The sequence below is a fragment of the Oenococcus alcoholitolerans genome, assembly GCF_051852995.1.
Lineage (GTDB): Bacteria > Bacillota > Bacilli > Lactobacillales > Lactobacillaceae > Oenococcus > Oenococcus alcoholitolerans.
This window is the reverse complement of the sequence record NZ_CP176042.1, coordinates 1,264,476-1,283,109: the sequence shown is the minus strand read 5'-3', so window position 1 is coordinate 1,283,109 and position 18,634 is coordinate 1,264,476. Positions and strand designations below refer to the sequence as shown.

Genomic DNA, 18,634 nt, shown 5'->3' with positions numbered 1-18,634 from the left:
GGATTTCGTTATCAGGTTTTTTGTTTTATTATGAGTAGTTATGGCCAGATCCTGATCCGAGCCGGAAGGTATGCATGAAAATCAAAAAAATTTTTAACAACAATATCCTGCTGGCTGATAATAATGGCCGTGAAGTAGTTTTGATCGGAAAGGGGCTTGGTTTTCAGAAAAAAATCGGTCAAGATGTTAATAACGACTTGATCGACCGTATTTACACACCGACTGAAGACCGGTGGCTGCCGTTGTTCAATGAATTGATAAACGACATCCCTGCCCAATATTTCGAAACTTCTTCGCAAGTGATCAAACTAGCAGAGCAGCAATTAAAAACCAAATTTAATGCTTATGTTTTGATCGGTATCACTGATCACTTGCATTTTGCCGTTCAAAGAGCTGAACAAGGTCTTTTTATCCGCAATGAAGTGTTATGGGAGATCCAGCATTTTTATACCGAGGAATATAAGGTCGGACAGGCAGCTCTTCGCTTGGTAAAAAGAGATTTTGGGGTTCAATTACCTGATGATGAAGCTGGTTTTGTAGCCTTGAAGTTCGTTGAAAATCGAACTTCTCACCAAGATAATGGCAAGGGCCAGCAGATGACAAAACTGATCGGTGATATTTTGAAAATAGTCGTTTATCAATTAGGTATCGATTTAGATGACGATTCGATCAGCTTTCAACGCTTTTTGGTCCATTTGAATTTTTTTGTCGAAAGGCTTATCAGCGGTCAGAAAAATGTTGATGACGAAAGTTCGGATGATATCCTTTACCAGCATATTTCGCAAAAGTATCCGCAAGCTTTCAAATGTACTAAAGAGATAACTGCTTTTATCGAAAGCTCGCTCAAAAAAGAAGTTTCTAAAAACGAACAAATTTATGTCACGATCCACATTCAAAGGATCATCAACGAAGTCGGCTGAAAGCTTGACGGGATTGTAACTATTGAATTAGGCAAAACCCAAGTTGATCTTAAGGACAGTACTGCTGTTTTTAAGTTAGCTTGGGTTTTTGATTAGGAGAAAAAATATGGATTATCAAGCTCTGGCCAAAGAAATTTTAGCCTCAGTCGGGGGCAAGGACAATATCAATACCGCTTGGCATTGTGCTACCCGCCTGCGTTTTAAATTGAAAGACGAAAATAAAGCTGATACCGCACGGATCGAGGGACTTGACGGCGTCGTAACTGTCGTGAAAGCAGCCGGACAGTACCAGGTCGTTATCGGAAACTCAGTCGCAAAAGTTTTCGACCCATTGGCTGACATGGCTGGAATAGCCAACGGTGAAAACGAAAAAACTGATAGCGACGAGAAAAAAGATAGTCTTGTAAATCGATTCATCGGTTTTATATCCAGTGTCTTCACACCGTTTTTGGGGGCGATGGCCGGAACTGGTATTTTAAAGGGTCTGCTTGCGCTTTTTTCGGCGATCGGGTGGTTGTCGACTAATAGCGGTGCTTATCGGATCTGGTACGCGGCTGGAGATGGATTTTTCTATTTCTTGCCTATTTTACTGGCTTTTACAGCCGCTAAACGTTTGAAGGTCAACCAATTCGTTGCGGTCGCTTTGGCTGCTGTGCTCGTTTATCCGACTTTGGTCAACGTGGCCAGCAATCAGCAGACTCTGCATTTTTTCGGGATCCCAGTCATACCTACGACCTACACTTCTAGTGTTATCCCGATTTTGTTAGCCGTTTGGCTGATGTCTTATATAGAGCCGTTTTTAAACCGGATCTTTCCTGAATCGATCCGCAATATTTTTACGCCTTTGTTTTCGTTAATAATCATGGCTCCTGTTACTTTGATCGTTGTTGGGCCGATCGGGGCTGGAGCAGGGGCGCTTTTATCAAATGGAATGTTGGCCATTTATCGCTATGTACCGGCGATCGCTGGCGCTTTATTGGGTGCTTTTTGGGAAGTTTTCGTCATCTTCGGTGTTCACTGGGCCTTTGTGCCGATGATGGTAAATGATATCAGCCGTCTTGGGTATGATCCTTTGATGCCGATCTTAAGTGTCGCGGTCATATCGCAAGCAGGTGCCGCTTTGGGTGTCTTTTTGAGATCTAAAGATGTAAAAATGAAATCTCTTGCCGGATCTTCCTTCGCTACTGCTTTGATGGGCATTACCGAACCAACAGTTTATGGTGTTACTTTAAAACTGCGGCGGCCCTTTATTTTTGCCGCTGTTTCCGGAGCTGTCGGCGGTGCGATCGCCGGGGTCGGTCAAGCACGCGCCTATTCATTTACTTTGCCTAGTCTGTTGGCTTTGCCGACTTATTTAGGCCGAGGGTTTGCAGCTGTTATCATCGGTATGCTGGTCGCATTTGTTTTGGCAGCCGTTTCCACTTACTTTTTTGCTTTCGGCAGATCGGAAAGTAAAAAAACAGCTTTGGATCAACCGGAAAAAACAGGTTTTCAATATTTGAGTGCACCAGTCAAAGGAACGATCATACCTTTGAAAAATGTCAAAGATGAGGTTTTTGCCTCAGAAGCAATGGGTAAAGGGATCGCAGTTATCCCCGAAGACGACACCGTAACAGCGCCGATCTCTGGGACTGTCAGCATGCTTTATCCGACTGGTCATGCGGTTGGTATTATTTCTGACCAGGGTGCGGAAGTTTTGATTCATATCGGCATCGATACTGTTCAGCTCAAAGGTCAATACTTCAAAACATTGATCAAGAAAAATGAAAAAGTAAAAAAAGGCCAGCCGCTGATAAACTTTGATCGCAAGTCGATCGCTAAGGCTGGTTATGATACAACGGTCATGATGATCGTCACTAATACACCAAATTATGATATCTTGGAAACGGATGATACATCAGCCGCTGATCAGAATTGGGTCTTAGAATTAGCTGATAAGGAAAAATAATCAAGGAATATTTGGTCAGGAGAATAGATAAATATGTATAAAACAAGTTATCCAAAGGGTTTTCCAAAAGGATTTTTATGGGGCGGCGCTACTGCTGCCAATCAGGTCGAAGGTGCTTGGAATGTTGACGGCAAAGGATTAAGCACTGCCGAAGTCGTCAAAAAAGCTAGCGAGCGTCACCAAATGTCAATGAGCGACGTAACCGAAGCTTCGCTTAAAGAAGCGATCGCTGATCCAAGCGATAAACTTTATCCTAAACGCCGCGGGGTTGATTTTTATCATCATTATAAGGAAGATATCGCGCTTTTTGCCGAAATGGGTTTTAAGATCTACCGTTTTTCGATCGCATGGTCGCGGATCTTTCCTAATGGGGATGACAAAGAGCCTAATGAAGCCGGTCTGGAATTCTATGATAAAGTCTTGGATGAACTGGAACATTATGGTATAAAACCGCTGATTACGCTGTCTCATTATGAAATGCCGATCGCTTTGACTGAAAAGTATAACGGCTGGTATGGACGGGAAACGATCGCAGCCTTTAATCATTTCACTGAAGTTCTTTTCAAACGTTATAAGGGACGAGTACCATACTGGCTGACCTTTAACGAAATCAACACCGGTACTTGGGGATTTCATGAGACCGGTGCTATCGATAAAGATCTGCCGGAAAAAGAGCAGCTGCAGATCCGCTACCAGGCGCTTCATCATCAATTTGTTGCTAGTGCTATTGCTACCAAACAGCTTCATCAGATCGATCCAGAAGCTAAGATCGGTTCAATGCTGGCGCGGATGCAGACCTATCCTAAGACACCAAAACCGGCCGATGTTCGCGCCGCTCAACTGGAAGATGATAAAAACTTGTTCTTTACCGATGTTCAAGCTCGCGGTGTTTATCCAGAATATATGAACCGCTATTTTGCTGAAAACGGTATCGAGATCAAAATGGGCCAGGATGATGAAAAGATCATTGCCGAAAATCCGGTCGATTTCATCAGTTTCAGTTATTATATGACTAACGTCACTGCTTACGGTGAAAAAGGCGATGGTTTAGGCAATATGTCTGTTGGCGGACGCAATCCTTATCTGAAAGAATCTGATTGGGGCTGGCAGATCGATCCAGTCGGTCTGCGGATAACATTAAACGAAATGTGGGATCGTTATCGCAAGCCTTTATTCGTTGTTGAAAATGGATTGGGAGCTTTGGATAAGCTTGAAAGCGATGGCCATATTCACGATGGCTACCGTATTGATTATCTGCGTCAGCATATCGAACAGATGAAAGAAGCTGTCAAAGATGGTGTCGATTTGATGGGCTACACCATGTGGGGACCGATCGATCTGGTCAGCTTTTCTACCTCTGAGATGTCAAAACGCTATGGCTTTATTTACGTTGATCAAGACGATGAAGGCAAGGGCAGTTTGAAACGGTATCGAAAAGATTCGTTTTATTGGTATAAAAAGGTCATCGCTAACAATGGCGAAGATCTTGCTTGATCACAATTGTCTATAAAACAAAAACCGCTTCTGATGAAGTGGTTTTTTATTGGATTATTTTATTAAGTTGAATGGGAAAGTGGTTACCAAAACGATCAATGCTGTGTAAGGTGATCAATTAAATTTTGATCGAAATGATAAGAATATTGGAATAATAAAATAGCCAACTACTTAAATTTAACAAATTTATAATTTTTTTGTTCTAGACTTTATATTTATTATATAGACTGGGTTTTAATTATACTAGGATAAGAAAAACCGCCCCTGCTGATGCGGACGGTTTCAAATATTTTGGAGAAACAGTAGTTTGAAAGGTAGGAATAAATGACAGAACGTATGTAAGCGCATTTTATCAAAAATGAAGGTGTCGTTTCTTGTATGCGCTTACACGTATATTATATTATATTTTGCGCTTTTATATCCGAAAAAGATTTTCAGCGAAAATCATTCTTGACTATATAATTTTTTATTAAAAAAGGCCCGAATGGACCTAGACGATATTATATTTGATCAATCTTGTTTCTTCTCTGGTCCTTCAGCCTTATCGACTTTATCAGTTCCAGATTTTTTATTTTTATCGAGACCATCTTTGATGTCATCTACTTTATCTTTGATAGCATCTTTAGCATCGGATAAAACATCTTTGGTCTTACCCATTGTCTTTTGGATCTTTCCTTCACCTTCACGAGCTTTGTCGCCAGTAACTTTGCCCTCAACTTCTTTGGCAGTCCCACTGGCCTTGTCTTTCATTGAATCAGCTTTATCTTTTAGCGACATAAAATTCTCCTCCGGTTATTTCAGTAAGTATTATTTACTGATACTTTTATTATACTATTTAAGCGCAAAAAATTCATAAATGTTCTAATTATTCGCTTAATCATTGATTTTATTTAAATAAAATCAACTTTGATGTTATTTTTAATTTTTAAATAATGTAACTTTTATATAATCAAATCGGAAATACTAATTCAGGATCGAAAGGAGCAGTCATGCCTTGGGATGAGAATAATTATCCTGACTCTTTAAAAAATTTAAAAAAAATAGTCCGCAGAAAAGCCGTCGAGATCGCTAATGCTTTAAAGGATAAAGGATATAGCGATCAGAGAGCTATTTCGATCGCTACTGAACAGGCTGAAAAATGGTATCAAGATCATCATCAAGATCGTGATCCTTATTTAAAAAAATAAACCTTGATAAATGAATAAATTACTATAATTTTTGGATAAATCACTTTATTTTTTATGATTTTTATTGTTATCTATAGTAAGCTTATAGGCATTGTGCTTTTATAGCACAAAAAACTATAAGAAAAAGGTATATATGATAAGAACCAAAAAATATTTGTTATTTTTCGCAGCTTTTACGATCATACTGTTTGCCGGTTTCGGCGTTAAAACTTTTGCTGATAGTTATTGGGCAGGGCATGTTAATGTGCAAAAGACCCGCGAAGATATCGATCAGTTAGTTTCTGTCATCAAAAACAAGAATTCCCAGATAGATGATTTAAAGGGTCAGCTTTCTTCAGCTGACAGCCAATTGCAAGACGCTAAAAATAACGTGGGCTCGCTTAATGGTCAATTGGATAGTTTAAGAGATCAGCTGCAATCAAAGCAGGGTGAAGTTCAGCAAAAGATCAACGAAGTCCAACAAAAAATATCTGAAGGTAATCAAAAAGTTGCTGAAAAGCAAAGAGAAGTCGACGCACTTAATCAGCAGCTTAATAATAACAACCAGCAGGTCAATAGCTTGAACGACCAAGTTAAGAGTCTGCAAAGCAAGGCCGATGCCGGTGCTAAAGATAGTGCTGATCTTGATAGTGCCGTTCGGGATGTTCAAGATTTACAGCAATATGCCGATAATGCCGTTAATAATAATAAGTAAATCAATAGATTTGATCGTTTCGTTTTGAAACGATTTTTTAATATCTCAATAGTTGGGCTTGCGCTGCTAAAGCCAGTCCGGTCGCAGCTAAACCAAGCGTCATGCCGCAAATATAAAGGCTCCGATCTTTCTTATCTTCCAAAAAATAGCAGGCAAAAGCCAGCAGGGCACCGATCAAACCGAATCCGATCGAAAGGTTATTCACCACTGGTATCCAAGCGATCAATAAGCCGATGATCCCGAGGACAATCGAAAGGATAGCTAATATGTGAAGCTTTCTTTTATCGTCCATTTCTTTTCTTCTCTCCCTGAGTTCAAACTATGATAACACTTTCACACTAAATATCCAAAAACCAACTGGCTTTTTTATCAAAGGCACTGGCTAATTTTCTGATCATCTGCAAGCGCGGCATCGTTTTTCCTTTGAGCCAGTTTTTAACAGTGTTTTCACCTACACCAATGGAAGATGCCAAGTCTTCGACCGACATGTGGGTCTCGTTGAAGGCTTCATGAAGTTGTTTAACAAAAAAATCATTTTTGAAGTTTTCGTCCCGGTTGAACATTCAGTCGCTCCTTTTTAGTAAAAGTAAATCGTTTTTTGAAAATCTCTATACCAATAATTGTACAAGGAAGCCTTTTGATTATTCAGCAGTTTAAAAAACCATAAAAAATATTTATATTTATTTGAGCGATTTTTAATGTGAAATTTATATTATAATTTTTTATGTAAACGTTTTCTACATTTATTACGGAGGGTAAAATGACATTTCCAAAAAATTTTCTTTGGGGCGGGGCAACTGCTGCCAACCAGATCGAAGGCGGCTATGATCTCGATGGCCGCGGTATGTCGATCATGGACGTTACGACGGCCGGATCGCTTAACAGCAGCCGAAAGGTAACCTATAAATTCCCGGATGGGAAAAGCGGTAAAGGAGACCAGATCCCGCAGGGAGCTTACGGGGCCGTATTGCCGGGCGAATATTATCCCAACCATGTCGGCATAGACTTTTATCATCACTATAAAGAAGATATCAAATTGTTTGCTCAAATGGGCTTCAAGACTTTTCGGATGTCGATCTCTTGGTCCAGGATCTTTCCGCATGGCGACGAAGAAGAGCCTAACCAGGCCGGGCTGGATTTTTACCGGAAAGTTTTTCAAGAACTGCACAAGTACGGCATCGAACCGCTGGTCACGATCTCGCATTATGAAACCCCTTTGTACTTGATCGACCATTATAATGGCTGGAATAACCGTAAATTGATCGGTTTTTATGTTCATTATGCGAAGACCCTTTTCAAAGAGTATAAGGATCTGGTCAAGTACTGGCTGACTTTCAACGAAATAAATACGACGGTCATGTTCTTGTCTTCTACTCCGGCAGATGACAGTGACCAAGCCTACCAGGCTGCCTACCAGCAGCTTCACTACCAGTATGTAGCCAGTGCTGAAGCAGTCCAGGCCGGCCATGCCATCAATGCCGATTTCCAGATCGGCTGTATGATCTGCGGGATCGTGTCTTATCCGCTGACCCCGGATCCCAAAGATATCTTGAAAAACCGTTATGATTGGGAACAGAACATTTTCTACAGCGGCGACGTCCAGTGCTTTGGCGAATACCCCAGCTATGCTAAGCGCCTGTGGCAAGAACACCATGTCCAGCTGGACATCACCCAAGACGATCTCGACCAGCTTAAAAAAGGGACCGTTGATCTTTATACCTTCTCCTATTACATGTCCAGTGCAGTAACGACCCACGATGTTAAAAGAGATGCAAAGGGCAATTTCGTCATCGGGGTCAAAAATCCCTACCTGCATTATTCCGAGTGGGATTGGGCCGATGATCCGGATGGTCTGAAATACTATCTGGAATTGATCTATGATCGTTACCACCTGCCGGTGATGGTGGTCGAAAACGGTCTGGGGGCGACCGATAAAGTCCAAGCCGACAATTCGATCCATGATCCTTACCGCATCAACTACATCAAAGAGCATATCCAGGCCATGGACCAAGCGATCGCTGACGGTGTCGATCTGATCGGTTATACCAGCTGGGGTTGTATCGACTTGGTCTCAGCCGGTACCGGCCAGATGTCCAAGCGCTACGGCTTTATCTATGTCGATCGAGATGATCAAGGTCAAGGGACACTCAAGCGCCTGCCTAAAGACAGCTTCTACTGGTATAAGAAGGTCATCGCTTCAAACGGTCAGGACCTGGCTGTTAAATAAAATGATGAGCATAAAGCCGCAGTTGATCACTGCGGTTTTTGTTTTCTTTAATTTTTTTATGTGTGATAATTAAAAATAGTATATTTTTTATATGGGGACAGTTAAATGGAATTAACAAAGCGCCAACGAATCATTATTAACATTTTAAAAGACCACAGTCCGCTGACTGCTCAAGATATCGCGACGGAGATCGGTATCAGTGTTGCGACGATCCGACCGGACCTGCGCTTTTTAACGATCACCAAGGTACTCGATTCGCGGCCGAAGGTCGGTTATGCTTTCAAGGATCTGGGCACAGAAACTGTTGATTATTCCGCCTTATATAAAACACAGATCGCTGATATCCTCTTGCCGACGACTGAGATTCGAGCTAACGATAATTTACAAAAAGCCATCAGCCAGCTTTTTTTGAAAGATGTTGGTTCGCTTTATGTTGTCGATGATGATGACCGTTTAGTCGGCTTGATCTCGCGTAAAGATCTTTTAAGAGCTAGTTTGAATAATAACAATTTAGAATCTTCGCTGGCAAGCGTTGTGATGACAAGGATGCCTAATATAATTCGCGCAACACCGGATATGACGGTTATGGAGGCCGGTCAGCTTTTACTAAAACATTCGGTTGACTCTTTGCCGGTGGTCGATAAGGAAAGCGGCCGGAAAGTCATTGGCAAGATCACGAAGAATCGTATTTTTCAACATTTTATCGAATTAGGCAAGTAAATATTGCAAATAAATCGGTCCGAGACCGGTTTTTTTATTTTGTAATTTGAAAGCGCTTGCAATTTCTGCCAATATAATATAAATTAAAAAAGAACAAATAATACATTATATTTGTTCATTGAGGTGGAAATATGACCAAACAAATATACAATTTCTCACAAGGAAATATGAAAATGGCCAATTTATTAGGTGGCAAAGGTGCCAACCTGGCCGAAATGACTAATATGAAGCTGCCGGTCCCAAAAGGATTCACGATCACGACCGATGCTTGCCATGATTATCAGAAAAATAAAAAAATCAGCGCACAGCTTTTAAAAGAGCTCGATGATGCTTTGAAACAGCTGAGCGATCTGACCGGCAAGGAATTTGAGTCTTCTGACGATCCTTTGCTGCTATCAGTCCGTTCGGGGGCTGCTATTTCCATGCCTGGTATGATGGACACGATCTTGAATATCGGTCTGAATGATAAAACAGTCGTCAGTTTAGCTGAACTGACTCAAAATGAGCGTTTCGCTTATGACAGTTATCGCCGTTTGTTATCGATGTTCGGGAATGTTGTTTACGGAATATCAGAAGACGCTTTTGATCAAGTCCTCACTGATATTAAAAAAGCTAAGAACTATCGTTCAGATCTTGATTTGACGGTAGATGATTTAAAGGTCATCATCGAAAGATTTAAGGAATTATACAAAAAGTCCGATCATGGCGACTTTCCACAGGATCCGCGCCAGCAGCTGATGGCTGCGATCAATGCTGTTTTTGATTCTTGGAACAACAATCGTGCACAAGTCTATCGGCGAGAAAACCATATTTCTGAAGATCTTGGCACAGCTGTTAATATTCAAGAAATGGTTTTTGGCAATTTTGGTGATGATTCCGGAACCGGGGTCGCCTTTACTAGAAATCCTTCGACCGGCGAATCCGGATTATTTGGTGAATTTCTATTGAATGCTCAAGGTGAAGATGTTGTCGCCGGGATCAGAACGCCGGAACCAGTTTCTGTTTTGAAAGATAAACTGCCTCAAATCTACCAGCAGTTAGCAACTATCGCTGCTAGGTTAGAAAAACATTATCGTGAAATGCAGGACTTTGAATTTACGATCGAAAGAGGCAGACTTTATCTTTTGCAAACTCGTGAAGGAAAGAGGACACCTGACGCTGCTGTCAAAATCGTTGTTGACTTGGCAGCCGAAGGTTTGATCACCAAAGAAGAAGCCTTGATGCGGATTGAACCGGAATCAGTTACCAAAATGCTTCATCCTGTCTTTTCGGAGACTGATCTCAATGAACACACTATTTTGACGACCGGCTTGCCTGCTTCACCGGGTGCAGCCAGCGGTCAAGTTTATTTCACTTCTCAGGATGCAAAGACTGCCAGTGATCGCGGTGAAAAGGTCGTTTTGATGCGTTCTGATACTTCGCCTGAAGATATCGAAGGAATGATCGCCAGCCAAGCGATCGTAACTTCTCGCGGCGGTATGACCTCTCATGCTGCAGTAGTTGCAAGGGGAATGGCTTCGACCGGGGTCGTTGGCGCTCATGAATTAGAAGTCGACTACGATTCCAAAACAGCTCAAGTCAAAGGACAGATCATCCATCAAGGTGATTGGGTATCAGTCGATGGGACTAACGGAAATATTTATCTTGGTAAAATAAAGACCAGGGATGCAGTCATCAGAGGTGATCTATCTAAGATCCTTTCTTGGGCTAAGGAAATCAGTGAAATGGGCGTTTATACTAATGCCGATACGCCAAAGGATTTCCAAAAAGCCTTGGATTTTGATGCCGACGGTATCGGTTTAACGAGAACGGAGCATATGTTTTTCCGCCCTGAACGTTTGCTGCAGATGCGGCGTTTGATTTTAGCTGAAAGTGCTGAAGAAAGAAAAGATCCTTTATCTGAACTGTTGAAGATGCAGCAAGAGGATTTTTATCAGATCTATAAGCTGGCCAAGGACAAAGAAGTCACTATCCGTCTGCTCGACCCGCCTTTGCATGAATTCTTGCCGCATGATGAAAAGGAGATCGCAGCTGTTTCAAAACAGATCGGCGTACCGACCGATAAATTACGGGCAAGAACAGAGTCGTTAAAGGAATCCAATCCGATGCTTGGCCACCGCGGCGACAGACTTGCGGTCACATTTCCAGACATATATCAAATGCAAGTCAAAGCGATCATGCATGCCATTATTAGGTTGAGGGAGGAAAACATCAAGGTTGAACCTCACATTATGATCCCATTGACTGATTCACAAGCGGAAATGGCTTGGGTCAGGAAACTGGTCGTTGATCAGATCGATGAATTCGTAAAATCCGATCATCTTGATCTTCAATATACGATCGGCACAATGATGGAAATGCCGCGGGCTTGTTTGACAGCTGATAAAATTGCCGAAAGTTCGGATTTCTTTAGTTTTGGTACTAACGATCTGACCCAGTTGACCTTTGGATATTCTCGAGATGATCTTGGTTCCTTTATGCCTGAATACATCAAAAAGGGAATCTTGCCCGATGATCCATTCCAAACTGTCGATGTTGAAGGAGTTGGCGCTTTGATGAAGATGGCCGTAGAAAAAGGCCGGCATACGAAAAAAGATTTGCCGATCGGCGTTTGCGGTGAAGTTGGCGGTGATCCAAGATCGATCGAGTTTTTTGAAAAGATCGGGATCACTTATGTATCATGTTCGCCTTATCGTGTCCCGATCGCACGATTGGCAGCAGCTCAAGCTCATATAAAGAGCGTTAAAGCAACCAATGATAGTGATCTTTTGGTTGCAGCCGAATAAAAAGATAAATAAAAACACCTGCGGACAGCAGGTGTTTTTTTATGTTGTTTTTCTCATTATCAATTTTGTTCCTAAAATTATATGTTCCTTTTTTAAATCATATTTTTCTAGAAGCTCGACCGCAGAGTAGCCGATTTTAAATTTCGGTTGGCTTACTGTGGTTATAGGCGGACTGATTATTTGCGAAAAAATCGTGTCGTCAAATCCAATTATCGAAAGATCCTCCGGCATCTTTAACTTATGTTTTTTTGCTATGGTCACTACCGCAGCGCCAAAAGTATCGGAAATACAGAAAAAGGCCTCAGGATAGTATTCTGTACTGAAAATTTGATCAACGATCGGTAATGCTATGTCATATTTGATGACCGGAAGAGATAATATCCAATCTTCATTAGCGTTGATACCGTTTTCTTTCAATGCATCTCTAAATCCTCTTTCTCTCTCGCGAGCATATCTGAATGAACGCGGGCCATTTATTAAGCCGATTTTTTGTTTATTGAGTGATATAAGTTTTTCGGTAGCTGTTTTTGCAGCGCTGTAATCATCGATGGTCACATAAGGAAGATTTACTTTAGGATTGAATTCGTTGCATTGAACTATTCTGATGTTTTTTGCAATTTCTTTAAGAATCTCTCTAGACAATTGTTTAAGAATGATTATTCCATAAATTTTATGTTTCTTTAAAAAATCGACATATTCTTCTACGTTTTCGTCTGTTATTTCGGTTTGGTCGATCAGCAATTTACAATTATTTGCAATAACAGCCGACCTGACACCTTCAATTATTTCTTGGTAAAAAACATTAGAAATATCGTTTAAATTTAAAATGATTATTTTTGTTTCATCACGTAATTTTTCTAGCCCCAGTTGGTAAATTATTTTTTTGACTTCTTTTGCTGTCTCCGGGTTGACGTTCTTTTTATTATTCAATATTCGCGAAATAGTCGACGGGGAGACGTTAGCTAATTTGGAGATTTTATAAGCCGGTATTTTACCAGTCATGAGTTACTTTCCCTTTCACCTTTTAAGGTTTCGTTGATTGAAATATTTCAATATCGATGAGAATACTTTTGAAAACGCTATTATTATCACTTTTTATCTGTAAAATGTTGCAGTATTTGTTTTTCTCATTGAAATGTAACCGCTTTAATTATAAAACTTAGCTGTGGTTAATTAAATAAAGGAGGCCGATAATGGGAAGTACCATTTTAAAAGTGGCGGTGATTGGTTGCGGCAAAATATCGCAAACAAGGCATCTTCCTGAATATGACCATAATGATTCAGTTAAGATAGTTGGTTTTTTCGATCATCACAAAGATCGAGCACAGCACCTGGCAGACCAATATGGAGGACGGGTTTACAATGATTTAGATCAGCTGCTAACTGATCCAGAAATAGATGCTGTTAGTGTTTGTGTTGCTAACCAAGAACACGCTGCTGTAACTATTGAGGCACTTAAACATCACAAAGATGTTTTATGCGAGAAACCAATGGCAACAAATATGCATGATTGCTTACAGATGGTAAAAACTGCCGAAGAGAGCGGTCAAAGATTGTTTATAGACCAAAATCAGCGCTTAGCAAAATCCCATCTCTATGCAAAAAAAATCATTGAAAACGGTTTGATAGGGAAAATAATTACCTTCAAAAGTACTTTTGGCCATGGTGGTCCCGAGAATTGGAGTGTTGAAAAGGGACCTGATACGTGGTTTTTTAACAAAGCAAGATCTAAATTTGGCGCTATCTTTGATTTAGGTGTTCATAAAATCGACTTAATAAGATTTATTTTGAATGATGAAATTAAAAAAGTGACTTCTAGATCATTCACTTTGGATAAAAGAAAAAGCGACGGCAGTTTTATTGATGTAGATGATAATTCTATCGGTATTTATGAGTTTGAATCTGGTGTAGTAGGAACTATTACTTCAAGCTGGACTTATTACGGTGAAGAGGATAACTCGACTATTTTTTACGGCGATAAGGGCCTTTTAAAAATTTATGATGATCCAAAATATTCTATCAAGGCTTTTTTACTAAATGGCGACCGTATCGATTATGATATCGACCATATACAGACAAACGAATCACAAACTAATTCGGGTGTCATTGACAACTTCGTTGATTCGCTGATCAATAAAAAGAGTTCTGTTTTGGAAGCTGTTGAAATTTTAGGTTCAATGAGAGCTGTTTTTGCCGGAATCGAGTCAAATAATAATAATGATACGGAAAACGTTGGTAATTAATATTTTGAAAGGAAAATATAATGATTTTACCTTTATTGATCGCAGTGCTTCCTTCACTTTGTTGGGGTTCGATAGGACTATTTTCTTCTAAGTTTGGCGGGAATTCTTCACAACAAACTTTAGGATTGACCTTTGGCGGTTTAATATTCGGCCTGCTTATTTATTTTTTATGGGCACTGCCGCATTCCTATTATTTAGATAGCAAAATAGTGATAATTGGATTGATATCCGGAATCCTTTGGACTGTCGGACAAGGATTTCAGTTTGTCGCAATAAAATCTATGGGTGTTTCTATAGCTGTTCCGCTTTCCATGACTAGCCAGATCGTTGGTAATGCCATACTCGGTGCTGCTGTGTTAGGAGAATGGACACAATATCGCCAGTGGATAACGGGTCTGTTATCGATCGCTTTAATTGTTTTAGGGGCTGTTTTCATTCAAAGCAGGGCAGATGCAGGAAATAACGATAGCCGGAAAAATTATTTGGCTGGTCTTTTGCCATTGACCCTTTCAACGTTGGGTTTTATGGGCTATTTTATCGCGCCTAGATTGTTGCAGCGTTTAATGAGTGTTCCTGCAAGGGTCATAAATGCAGACCACGGTGTCCAGTACATGATTTCAATAATTATGCCCCAATCTATCGGTATGGTGATCGGTGGTTTTCTCTTCGTATTTTTGATAACTCATCAAACAAAAGAAATGATAAATAATTATACTTTTAAAAATGCGATAACGGGATTTATTTGGGCGATCGGAAATGTAGCTTTATTCGTTTCGATCGCTAATCCTAATATTGGTCAGGCTGTTGCCTCCACATTGAGCTCTTTAGGGTTCATTGTTGGAGCCTTTGGCGGAATATTTATTTTGCACGAGAGAAAAACCAGGCATCAAATGAATATGGTCATTTTGGGAACTGCTTTGGCTTTAGTAGGAGCAATAATTATTAGTAATTTAAACTATTTTTCACAAATTTTTTAGTTAAAAGGAGTTTGATATGAATTTTGGTTTTTTAACTGGTTGTTTACAGGACATGACTTTACCGGAAAAAATGAAATATGCCCACGAAATTGGTTTTACTTCTTTAGATGTTTCCTGTTGGCCCAAAGATAACACCAGGGATTATTCCGGCAGTGATATCGATGTTGAAAATTTGAATAGTGATCAAGTCAACGAAATAAAAGAGAATCAGAAAAAATACGATATTACTTTTTCAAGTCTTGCTTATTATGACAATATGCTTGAACCTGATTTGAAAATCAGAAAAAAATATCATGACCATCTATTAGCAGTTATAAAAGCTGCCGGTCTATTAGGTGTACCGCTTGTTGGTTGCTTCATAGGCAAGGATCAAAATGAATCGTTGGATAAAAATTTTGATGAATACGAGGACATTTTTTCTAAGTACGTTTCTTTTGCCGAAGACAACGGTGTTAAATTAATGATCGAAAATTGTCCGATGATAGGATGGCAAAGCGAAGGCTATCCAGGCACTTTTTCCTATTCGCCTGAGCTTTGGGATGAAATGTTCAGAAGGATACCAAGCAGTTCTTTTGGGTTGAATTTTGATCCATCTCACCTTGATTGGCTTGGTATCGACTATATTCAAGCCTTAAGAGATTACAAAGACCGTATTTTTCATATCGATGCGAAAGATATGATCGTTGATAAAAGCAAATTTTATCGGTATAGCATATTCGGAAAAAAATTGGATCGACTTCACGGAGAAGATAGCGGTTTTTGGACACCCGTCATACCGGGATTAGGCGATATAAATTGGGATCAATTCTATAAAGTTATGAAAGAAATAGATTTTAAGGGAGATTTTAGTATTGAACACGAAGATCGAAGATTTGCCGGCAATGATACATTGGTAAAAAAAGGATTAGAGTTTTCTTTTAATTATTTAAATCCTATAATTCATGAATTCAAGTAATTTTCACCTAAAATATTCGATCAAACTTTTGTTGATATCTGCGGCTATCTGCCGGTGATATCGAGGCGACTTTATATAAGGAAAATCGTGGTCGCTGTCCATAAAGCCCATTTCGATCAGGACCGCCGGGCGCTTGTTATCTCTTAAAACTTGGTAGTTGCCGAAAGCGATGCCGCGATTGAACAAATTCAGATCGGAAAAGTTCTTGTCTAAAATGCTGGCAAATCTGTCGGCATTTTTGTGATATTTAAAGACCTCATATCCATAGGCGAGATTGTGAGAACCAGCCGAATTAAAGTGAAAACTTATAAAAATACTGGCCTTAACTCGATTAGATATCTGCGGCCGTCTAGCTAAAGCGACTGTTTTATTGCTCCTTCTTGTCATGACGGTCCTTGCAAAACTGCTTTTTAATCGATCGGCAGTTGCCAAGGCGGTCGGCAATGTGTAGCTTCTCTCCATTGAACCGTTTTCAGACAGTGTTCCGGAATCGATACCGCCGTGCCCTGGATCAAGGACGATCGTTGCTTCGGCTAAACGGCTCATCGTTTTTGCATCGTAAGCATTTTTATTGATCAGCCAAGAAGCGACCCAACCCCTGCTTTTACCGTTTTGGACGTACCACCACTCGCTATCATTGTCTTTTTTTAAAATTTTTAACCGCTGCCCTCTGTCGACTGTTTTTACAGTTGCCGAAACAGGAGACGCATTTTTATGTAGGTTGATCGATCTGCATCTAACGACCGGTCCTAATGACGATAAGACCATCTTGAGCAAGATCAGACAGATTATAAGAATAAGAATAGGCGCGATCAACTGATTGATTCGAAAAGGTTTTCTAATTTTATTGTTTCCCATAAACTTGTTAATCCCCGATAGTAAACATTACTTTTTAATTCAATTAGAACATAAAATTACTTTTTTGTGTTCCTTTAGCGATATTTTCTGTTATGCTATTAATTGTTGGTAATAAGTAATAATTACTATTTAGCACAAGGAGAGGGATTCATGCACAAAAGAATGAAGAAATTTTTGACCAAAACTTTTTTGTTAACGACTGCAGCTGCAGCACTTTTTTCATTAACTTTGGTCAAAAACGATGCCAGCGCGGCATCGACTGTCAAAGGCAAGATCGATATCGTCGCTTCGGTTGATTTTTACGGGGAAACGGCAAAAGCTGTTGTCGGCAACCAAGGCAGGGTCCAAAGCGTCATCAAAAAAACCAGCGTTGATCCGCACGATTATGATCCAACGACTAGGGTAGCCAAACAAACCAGCAAAGCTGACGTTTTGCTTTATAACGGTATTGGTTATGATACTTGGATGGGCCGCCTAGCAAAAAATAATCACAAGGCACTGTCGATCCGAGTTGGTGAGGATGTTTTAGCAAAGAAAAACGGCGATAATCCGCACCTTTGGTACGATACCGACACGATGCCCAAACTTGCCGATTATCTGGCTGATCGATTTGGTCGGTTGAAACCAAGTCAAAAGGCTTATTTTAAGGCTAACGCTGCCAGATACATCAAAAACGAAATAGACCCGATCACAAAAATGGTCGATCGTTTGAGCAAGAAGAGCAATGACGGTTTGGTCGATGTCAGCGAACCGGTCTTTGATTATTCATTGAAGGAACTTGGTTATAAGGAAAACAACAGCGGATTCGCTGATTCGGTCGAAAATGGTACCGATCCTTCACCCAAGGATATTTCAAAAATGCAGCAGGATATCAGACATAAAAAAATCGCTTTCTTTTTGCAAAACACGCAAGCTACCGATAAAACTGTCGGCCGGCTGGTAAAACTTGCCAAGAAGAATAAAGTACCGGTCCTGAAAGTTACTGAAACAAAACCAAAGAATCATACTTTTAGGCAATGGATGATGAGTCAATATCGTCAGCTTGAGAAGATTCAAAACAATAAATAATAAAAGAAAAACTTGTGTTAAAGCAAGTTTTTTTATTTTCCCGTTTTTTTCTGTAAAATGAATACGCTTACACAACTAGTGTATAATTATTAGTGAGGTCTAAAGACTTAATGATTTACCAATGTTTTAGACTTTGAGCTTATTTTTGATCATAATTTACCTCAAAGGAGAAAAGTCATGTCATCATTATTAAAAAACGTTTTAAAAGCAACAGTTTCGATCGCTTTGGTAACGAGCGGGATCTTGGTCGCCGGGACGATCATGGCCGCAAAAAAAATTGACGAATCTGGGGACGACCTGCAAGATAAAACTGATTCTTTAAAGGACAAAGCCGCTGGAACTGTCAACGAACTCTCCGGCAAGGTCACTGGCGATACCTTAAAAGAAGGAAAAGGCAAGTTGCAAAAAGCAGTTGGCAATGCCAAAGACAAGGCTAAAGATGTCTTTAATGGTGTTAAGGGCAAGGTAAATAATTTGGGCGATTAGATCAGCATTCAAATCTAAAATTTTTAAAATCTAAAGGTCCTGGCTTAGCTGGGATTTTATTTTATATAAAA

At 40.1% G+C, this 18,634-nt stretch carries 18 protein-coding genes; 13 read left to right on the top strand and 5 right to left on the bottom strand.

Going from position 1 to position 18,634, the window contains the following annotated elements:
• Positions 1-74: 74 nt before the first annotated feature.
• The 3 genes from licT to ACKP2L_RS07045 all read left to right on the top strand — a co-directional run bounded on the left by licT (position 75) and on the right by ACKP2L_RS07045 (position 4,362).
• Complete coding sequence (gene licT / locus ACKP2L_RS07055) at positions 75-920, top strand: BglG family transcription antiterminator LicT (RefSeq protein WP_439425152.1); 846 nt, start codon at positions 75-77, stop codon at positions 918-920.
• Between the two features lie 106 nt (positions 921-1,026).
• Positions 1,027-2,868 (top strand): beta-glucoside-specific PTS transporter subunit IIABC, encoded by a 1,842-nt coding sequence (locus ACKP2L_RS07050; RefSeq protein ID WP_439425151.1) that lies wholly within the window; start codon positions 1,027-1,029, stop codon positions 2,866-2,868.
• Between the two features lie 33 nt (positions 2,869-2,901).
• The gene (locus ACKP2L_RS07045) at positions 2,902-4,362 is read left to right on the top strand and encodes a glycoside hydrolase family 1 protein (protein WP_439425150.1); all 1,461 of its coding nucleotides are present in this window, start codon (positions 2,902-2,904) and stop codon (positions 4,360-4,362) included.
• A gap of 510 nt (positions 4,363-4,872) precedes the next feature.
• Here the strand turns inward: ACKP2L_RS07045 and ACKP2L_RS07040 are convergent.
• Positions 4,873-5,139, bottom strand: a complete 267-nt coding sequence (locus ACKP2L_RS07040) for a CsbD family protein (RefSeq protein ID WP_439425149.1) — start codon at positions 5,137-5,139, stop codon at positions 4,873-4,875.
• 212 nt (positions 5,140-5,351) lie between these two features.
• On the opposite strand from ACKP2L_RS07040, the gene ACKP2L_RS07035 reads away from it, so the two are divergent.
• Both ACKP2L_RS07035 and ACKP2L_RS07030 read left to right on the top strand, forming a co-directional pair.
• Positions 5,352-5,549, top strand: a complete 198-nt coding sequence (locus ACKP2L_RS07035) for a hypothetical protein (protein ID WP_439425148.1) — start codon at positions 5,352-5,354, stop codon at positions 5,547-5,549.
• Between the two features lie 133 nt (positions 5,550-5,682).
• Positions 5,683-6,243 (top strand): hypothetical protein, encoded by a 561-nt coding sequence (locus ACKP2L_RS07030; protein WP_439425147.1) that lies wholly within the window; start codon positions 5,683-5,685, stop codon positions 6,241-6,243.
• Between the two features lie 37 nt (positions 6,244-6,280).
• On the opposite strand, the gene ACKP2L_RS07025 is transcribed toward ACKP2L_RS07030, so the two are convergent.
• Both ACKP2L_RS07025 and ACKP2L_RS07020 read right to left on the bottom strand, forming a co-directional pair.
• Positions 6,281-6,535: a hypothetical protein gene (locus tag ACKP2L_RS07025; RefSeq protein ID WP_439425146.1), complete on the bottom strand. Its 255-nt coding sequence runs from the start codon at positions 6,533-6,535 to the stop codon at positions 6,281-6,283.
• 46 nt (positions 6,536-6,581) lie between these two features.
• Entirely contained in the window at positions 6,582-6,806 is a 225-nt protein-coding gene (locus ACKP2L_RS07020) for a helix-turn-helix domain-containing protein (RefSeq protein WP_439425145.1), read from the bottom strand.
• A 197-nt stretch (positions 6,807-7,003) separates the two neighbouring features.
• On the opposite strand from ACKP2L_RS07020, the gene ACKP2L_RS07015 reads away from it, so the two are divergent.
• The 3 genes from ACKP2L_RS07015 (at position 7,004) to ppdK (ending at position 11,976) form a co-directional block, all read left to right on the top strand.
• Positions 7,004-8,470, top strand: coding sequence for a glycoside hydrolase family 1 protein (locus ACKP2L_RS07015; RefSeq protein WP_439425144.1), 1,467 nt, complete (start codon positions 7,004-7,006; stop codon positions 8,468-8,470).
• A gap of 105 nt (positions 8,471-8,575) precedes the next feature.
• Positions 8,576-9,190 (top strand): helix-turn-helix transcriptional regulator, encoded by a 615-nt coding sequence (locus ACKP2L_RS07010; protein ID WP_439425143.1) that lies wholly within the window; start codon positions 8,576-8,578, stop codon positions 9,188-9,190.
• A gap of 131 nt (positions 9,191-9,321) precedes the next feature.
• Complete coding sequence (gene ppdK, locus ACKP2L_RS07005; protein WP_439425142.1) at positions 9,322-11,976, top strand: pyruvate, phosphate dikinase; 2,655 nt, start codon at positions 9,322-9,324, stop codon at positions 11,974-11,976.
• A gap of 39 nt (positions 11,977-12,015) precedes the next feature.
• Here ppdK and ACKP2L_RS07000 read toward each other — a convergent pair whose 3' ends face one another.
• Entirely contained in the window at positions 12,016-12,978 is a 963-nt protein-coding gene (locus ACKP2L_RS07000) for a LacI family DNA-binding transcriptional regulator (protein ID WP_439425141.1), read from the bottom strand.
• A gap of 191 nt (positions 12,979-13,169) precedes the next feature.
• Here ACKP2L_RS07000 and ACKP2L_RS06995 point away from each other — a divergent pair, with 191 nt between their 5' ends.
• From ACKP2L_RS06995 to ACKP2L_RS06985, 3 genes are read left to right on the top strand one after another with little or no spacing between them, the layout of a single operon-like run.
• Positions 13,170-14,219 carry a Gfo/Idh/MocA family protein gene (locus ACKP2L_RS06995; RefSeq protein ID WP_439425140.1) on the top strand — a complete coding sequence of 350 codons (1,050 nt, stop codon included), beginning with the start codon at positions 13,170-13,172 and terminating at the stop codon, positions 14,217-14,219.
• A gap of 20 nt (positions 14,220-14,239) precedes the next feature.
• On the top strand, positions 14,240-15,196 hold the full coding sequence (locus ACKP2L_RS06990) for a GRP family sugar transporter (protein ID WP_439425139.1): 957 nt from the start codon (positions 14,240-14,242) through the stop codon (positions 15,194-15,196).
• 16 nt (positions 15,197-15,212) lie between these two features.
• On the top strand, positions 15,213-16,151 hold the full coding sequence (locus ACKP2L_RS06985) for a sugar phosphate isomerase/epimerase family protein (RefSeq protein WP_439425138.1): 939 nt from the start codon (positions 15,213-15,215) through the stop codon (positions 16,149-16,151).
• 3 nt (positions 16,152-16,154) lie between these two features.
• Here the strand turns inward: ACKP2L_RS06985 and ACKP2L_RS06980 are convergent, their stop codons facing one another.
• The gene (locus tag ACKP2L_RS06980) at positions 16,155-17,009 is read right to left on the bottom strand and encodes an N-acetylmuramoyl-L-alanine amidase (protein ID WP_439425137.1); all 855 of its coding nucleotides are present in this window, start codon (positions 17,007-17,009) and stop codon (positions 16,155-16,157) included.
• Between the two features lie 150 nt (positions 17,010-17,159).
• Here ACKP2L_RS06980 and ACKP2L_RS06975 point away from each other — a divergent pair, with 150 nt between their 5' ends.
• Both ACKP2L_RS06975 and ACKP2L_RS06970 read left to right on the top strand, forming a co-directional pair.
• Positions 17,160-18,077 carry a metal ABC transporter solute-binding protein, Zn/Mn family gene (locus ACKP2L_RS06975; protein ID WP_439425136.1) on the top strand — a complete coding sequence of 306 codons (918 nt, stop codon included), beginning with the start codon at positions 17,160-17,162 and terminating at the stop codon, positions 18,075-18,077.
• Between the two features lie 177 nt (positions 18,078-18,254).
• A complete protein-coding gene (locus tag ACKP2L_RS06970) occupies positions 18,255-18,563 on the top strand; it encodes a CsbD family protein (protein WP_439425135.1) in 309 nt (102 codons plus the stop codon).
• Positions 18,564-18,634 lie beyond the last annotated feature (71 nt).

Bases quoted from the DNA above. Each gene is read 5' to 3' on its own strand.
- licT (WP_439425152.1), top strand. From the start codon at position 75: ATGAAAATCAAAAAAATTTTTAACAACAATATCCTGCTGGCTGATAAT.
- ACKP2L_RS07050 (WP_439425151.1), top strand. From the start codon at position 1,027: ATGGATTATCAAGCTCTGGCCAAAGAAATTTTAGCCTCAGTCGGGGGC.
- ACKP2L_RS07045 (WP_439425150.1), top strand. From the start codon at position 2,902: ATGTATAAAACAAGTTATCCAAAGGGTTTTCCAAAAGGATTTTTATGG.
- ACKP2L_RS07040 (WP_439425149.1), bottom strand. From the start codon at position 5,139: ATGTCGCTAAAAGATAAAGCTGATTCAATGAAAGACAAGGCCAGTGGG.
- ACKP2L_RS07035 (WP_439425148.1), top strand. From the start codon at position 5,352: ATGCCTTGGGATGAGAATAATTATCCTGACTCTTTAAAAAATTTAAAA.
- ACKP2L_RS07030 (WP_439425147.1), top strand. From the start codon at position 5,683: ATGATAAGAACCAAAAAATATTTGTTATTTTTCGCAGCTTTTACGATC.
- ACKP2L_RS07025 (WP_439425146.1), bottom strand. From the start codon at position 6,535: ATGGACGATAAAAGAAAGCTTCACATATTAGCTATCCTTTCGATTGTC.
- ACKP2L_RS07020 (WP_439425145.1), bottom strand. From the start codon at position 6,806: ATGTTCAACCGGGACGAAAACTTCAAAAATGATTTTTTTGTTAAACAA.
- ACKP2L_RS07015 (WP_439425144.1), top strand. From the start codon at position 7,004: ATGACATTTCCAAAAAATTTTCTTTGGGGCGGGGCAACTGCTGCCAAC.
- ACKP2L_RS07010 (WP_439425143.1), top strand. From the start codon at position 8,576: ATGGAATTAACAAAGCGCCAACGAATCATTATTAACATTTTAAAAGAC.
- ppdK (WP_439425142.1), top strand. From the start codon at position 9,322: ATGACCAAACAAATATACAATTTCTCACAAGGAAATATGAAAATGGCC.
- ACKP2L_RS07000 (WP_439425141.1), bottom strand. From the start codon at position 12,978: ATGACTGGTAAAATACCGGCTTATAAAATCTCCAAATTAGCTAACGTC.
- ACKP2L_RS06995 (WP_439425140.1), top strand. From the start codon at position 13,170: ATGGGAAGTACCATTTTAAAAGTGGCGGTGATTGGTTGCGGCAAAATA.
- ACKP2L_RS06990 (WP_439425139.1), top strand. From the start codon at position 14,240: ATGATTTTACCTTTATTGATCGCAGTGCTTCCTTCACTTTGTTGGGGT.
- ACKP2L_RS06985 (WP_439425138.1), top strand. From the start codon at position 15,213: ATGAATTTTGGTTTTTTAACTGGTTGTTTACAGGACATGACTTTACCG.
- ACKP2L_RS06980 (WP_439425137.1), bottom strand. From the start codon at position 17,009: ATGGGAAACAATAAAATTAGAAAACCTTTTCGAATCAATCAGTTGATC.
- ACKP2L_RS06975 (WP_439425136.1), top strand. From the start codon at position 17,160: ATGCACAAAAGAATGAAGAAATTTTTGACCAAAACTTTTTTGTTAACG.
- ACKP2L_RS06970 (WP_439425135.1), top strand. From the start codon at position 18,255: ATGTCATCATTATTAAAAAACGTTTTAAAAGCAACAGTTTCGATCGCT.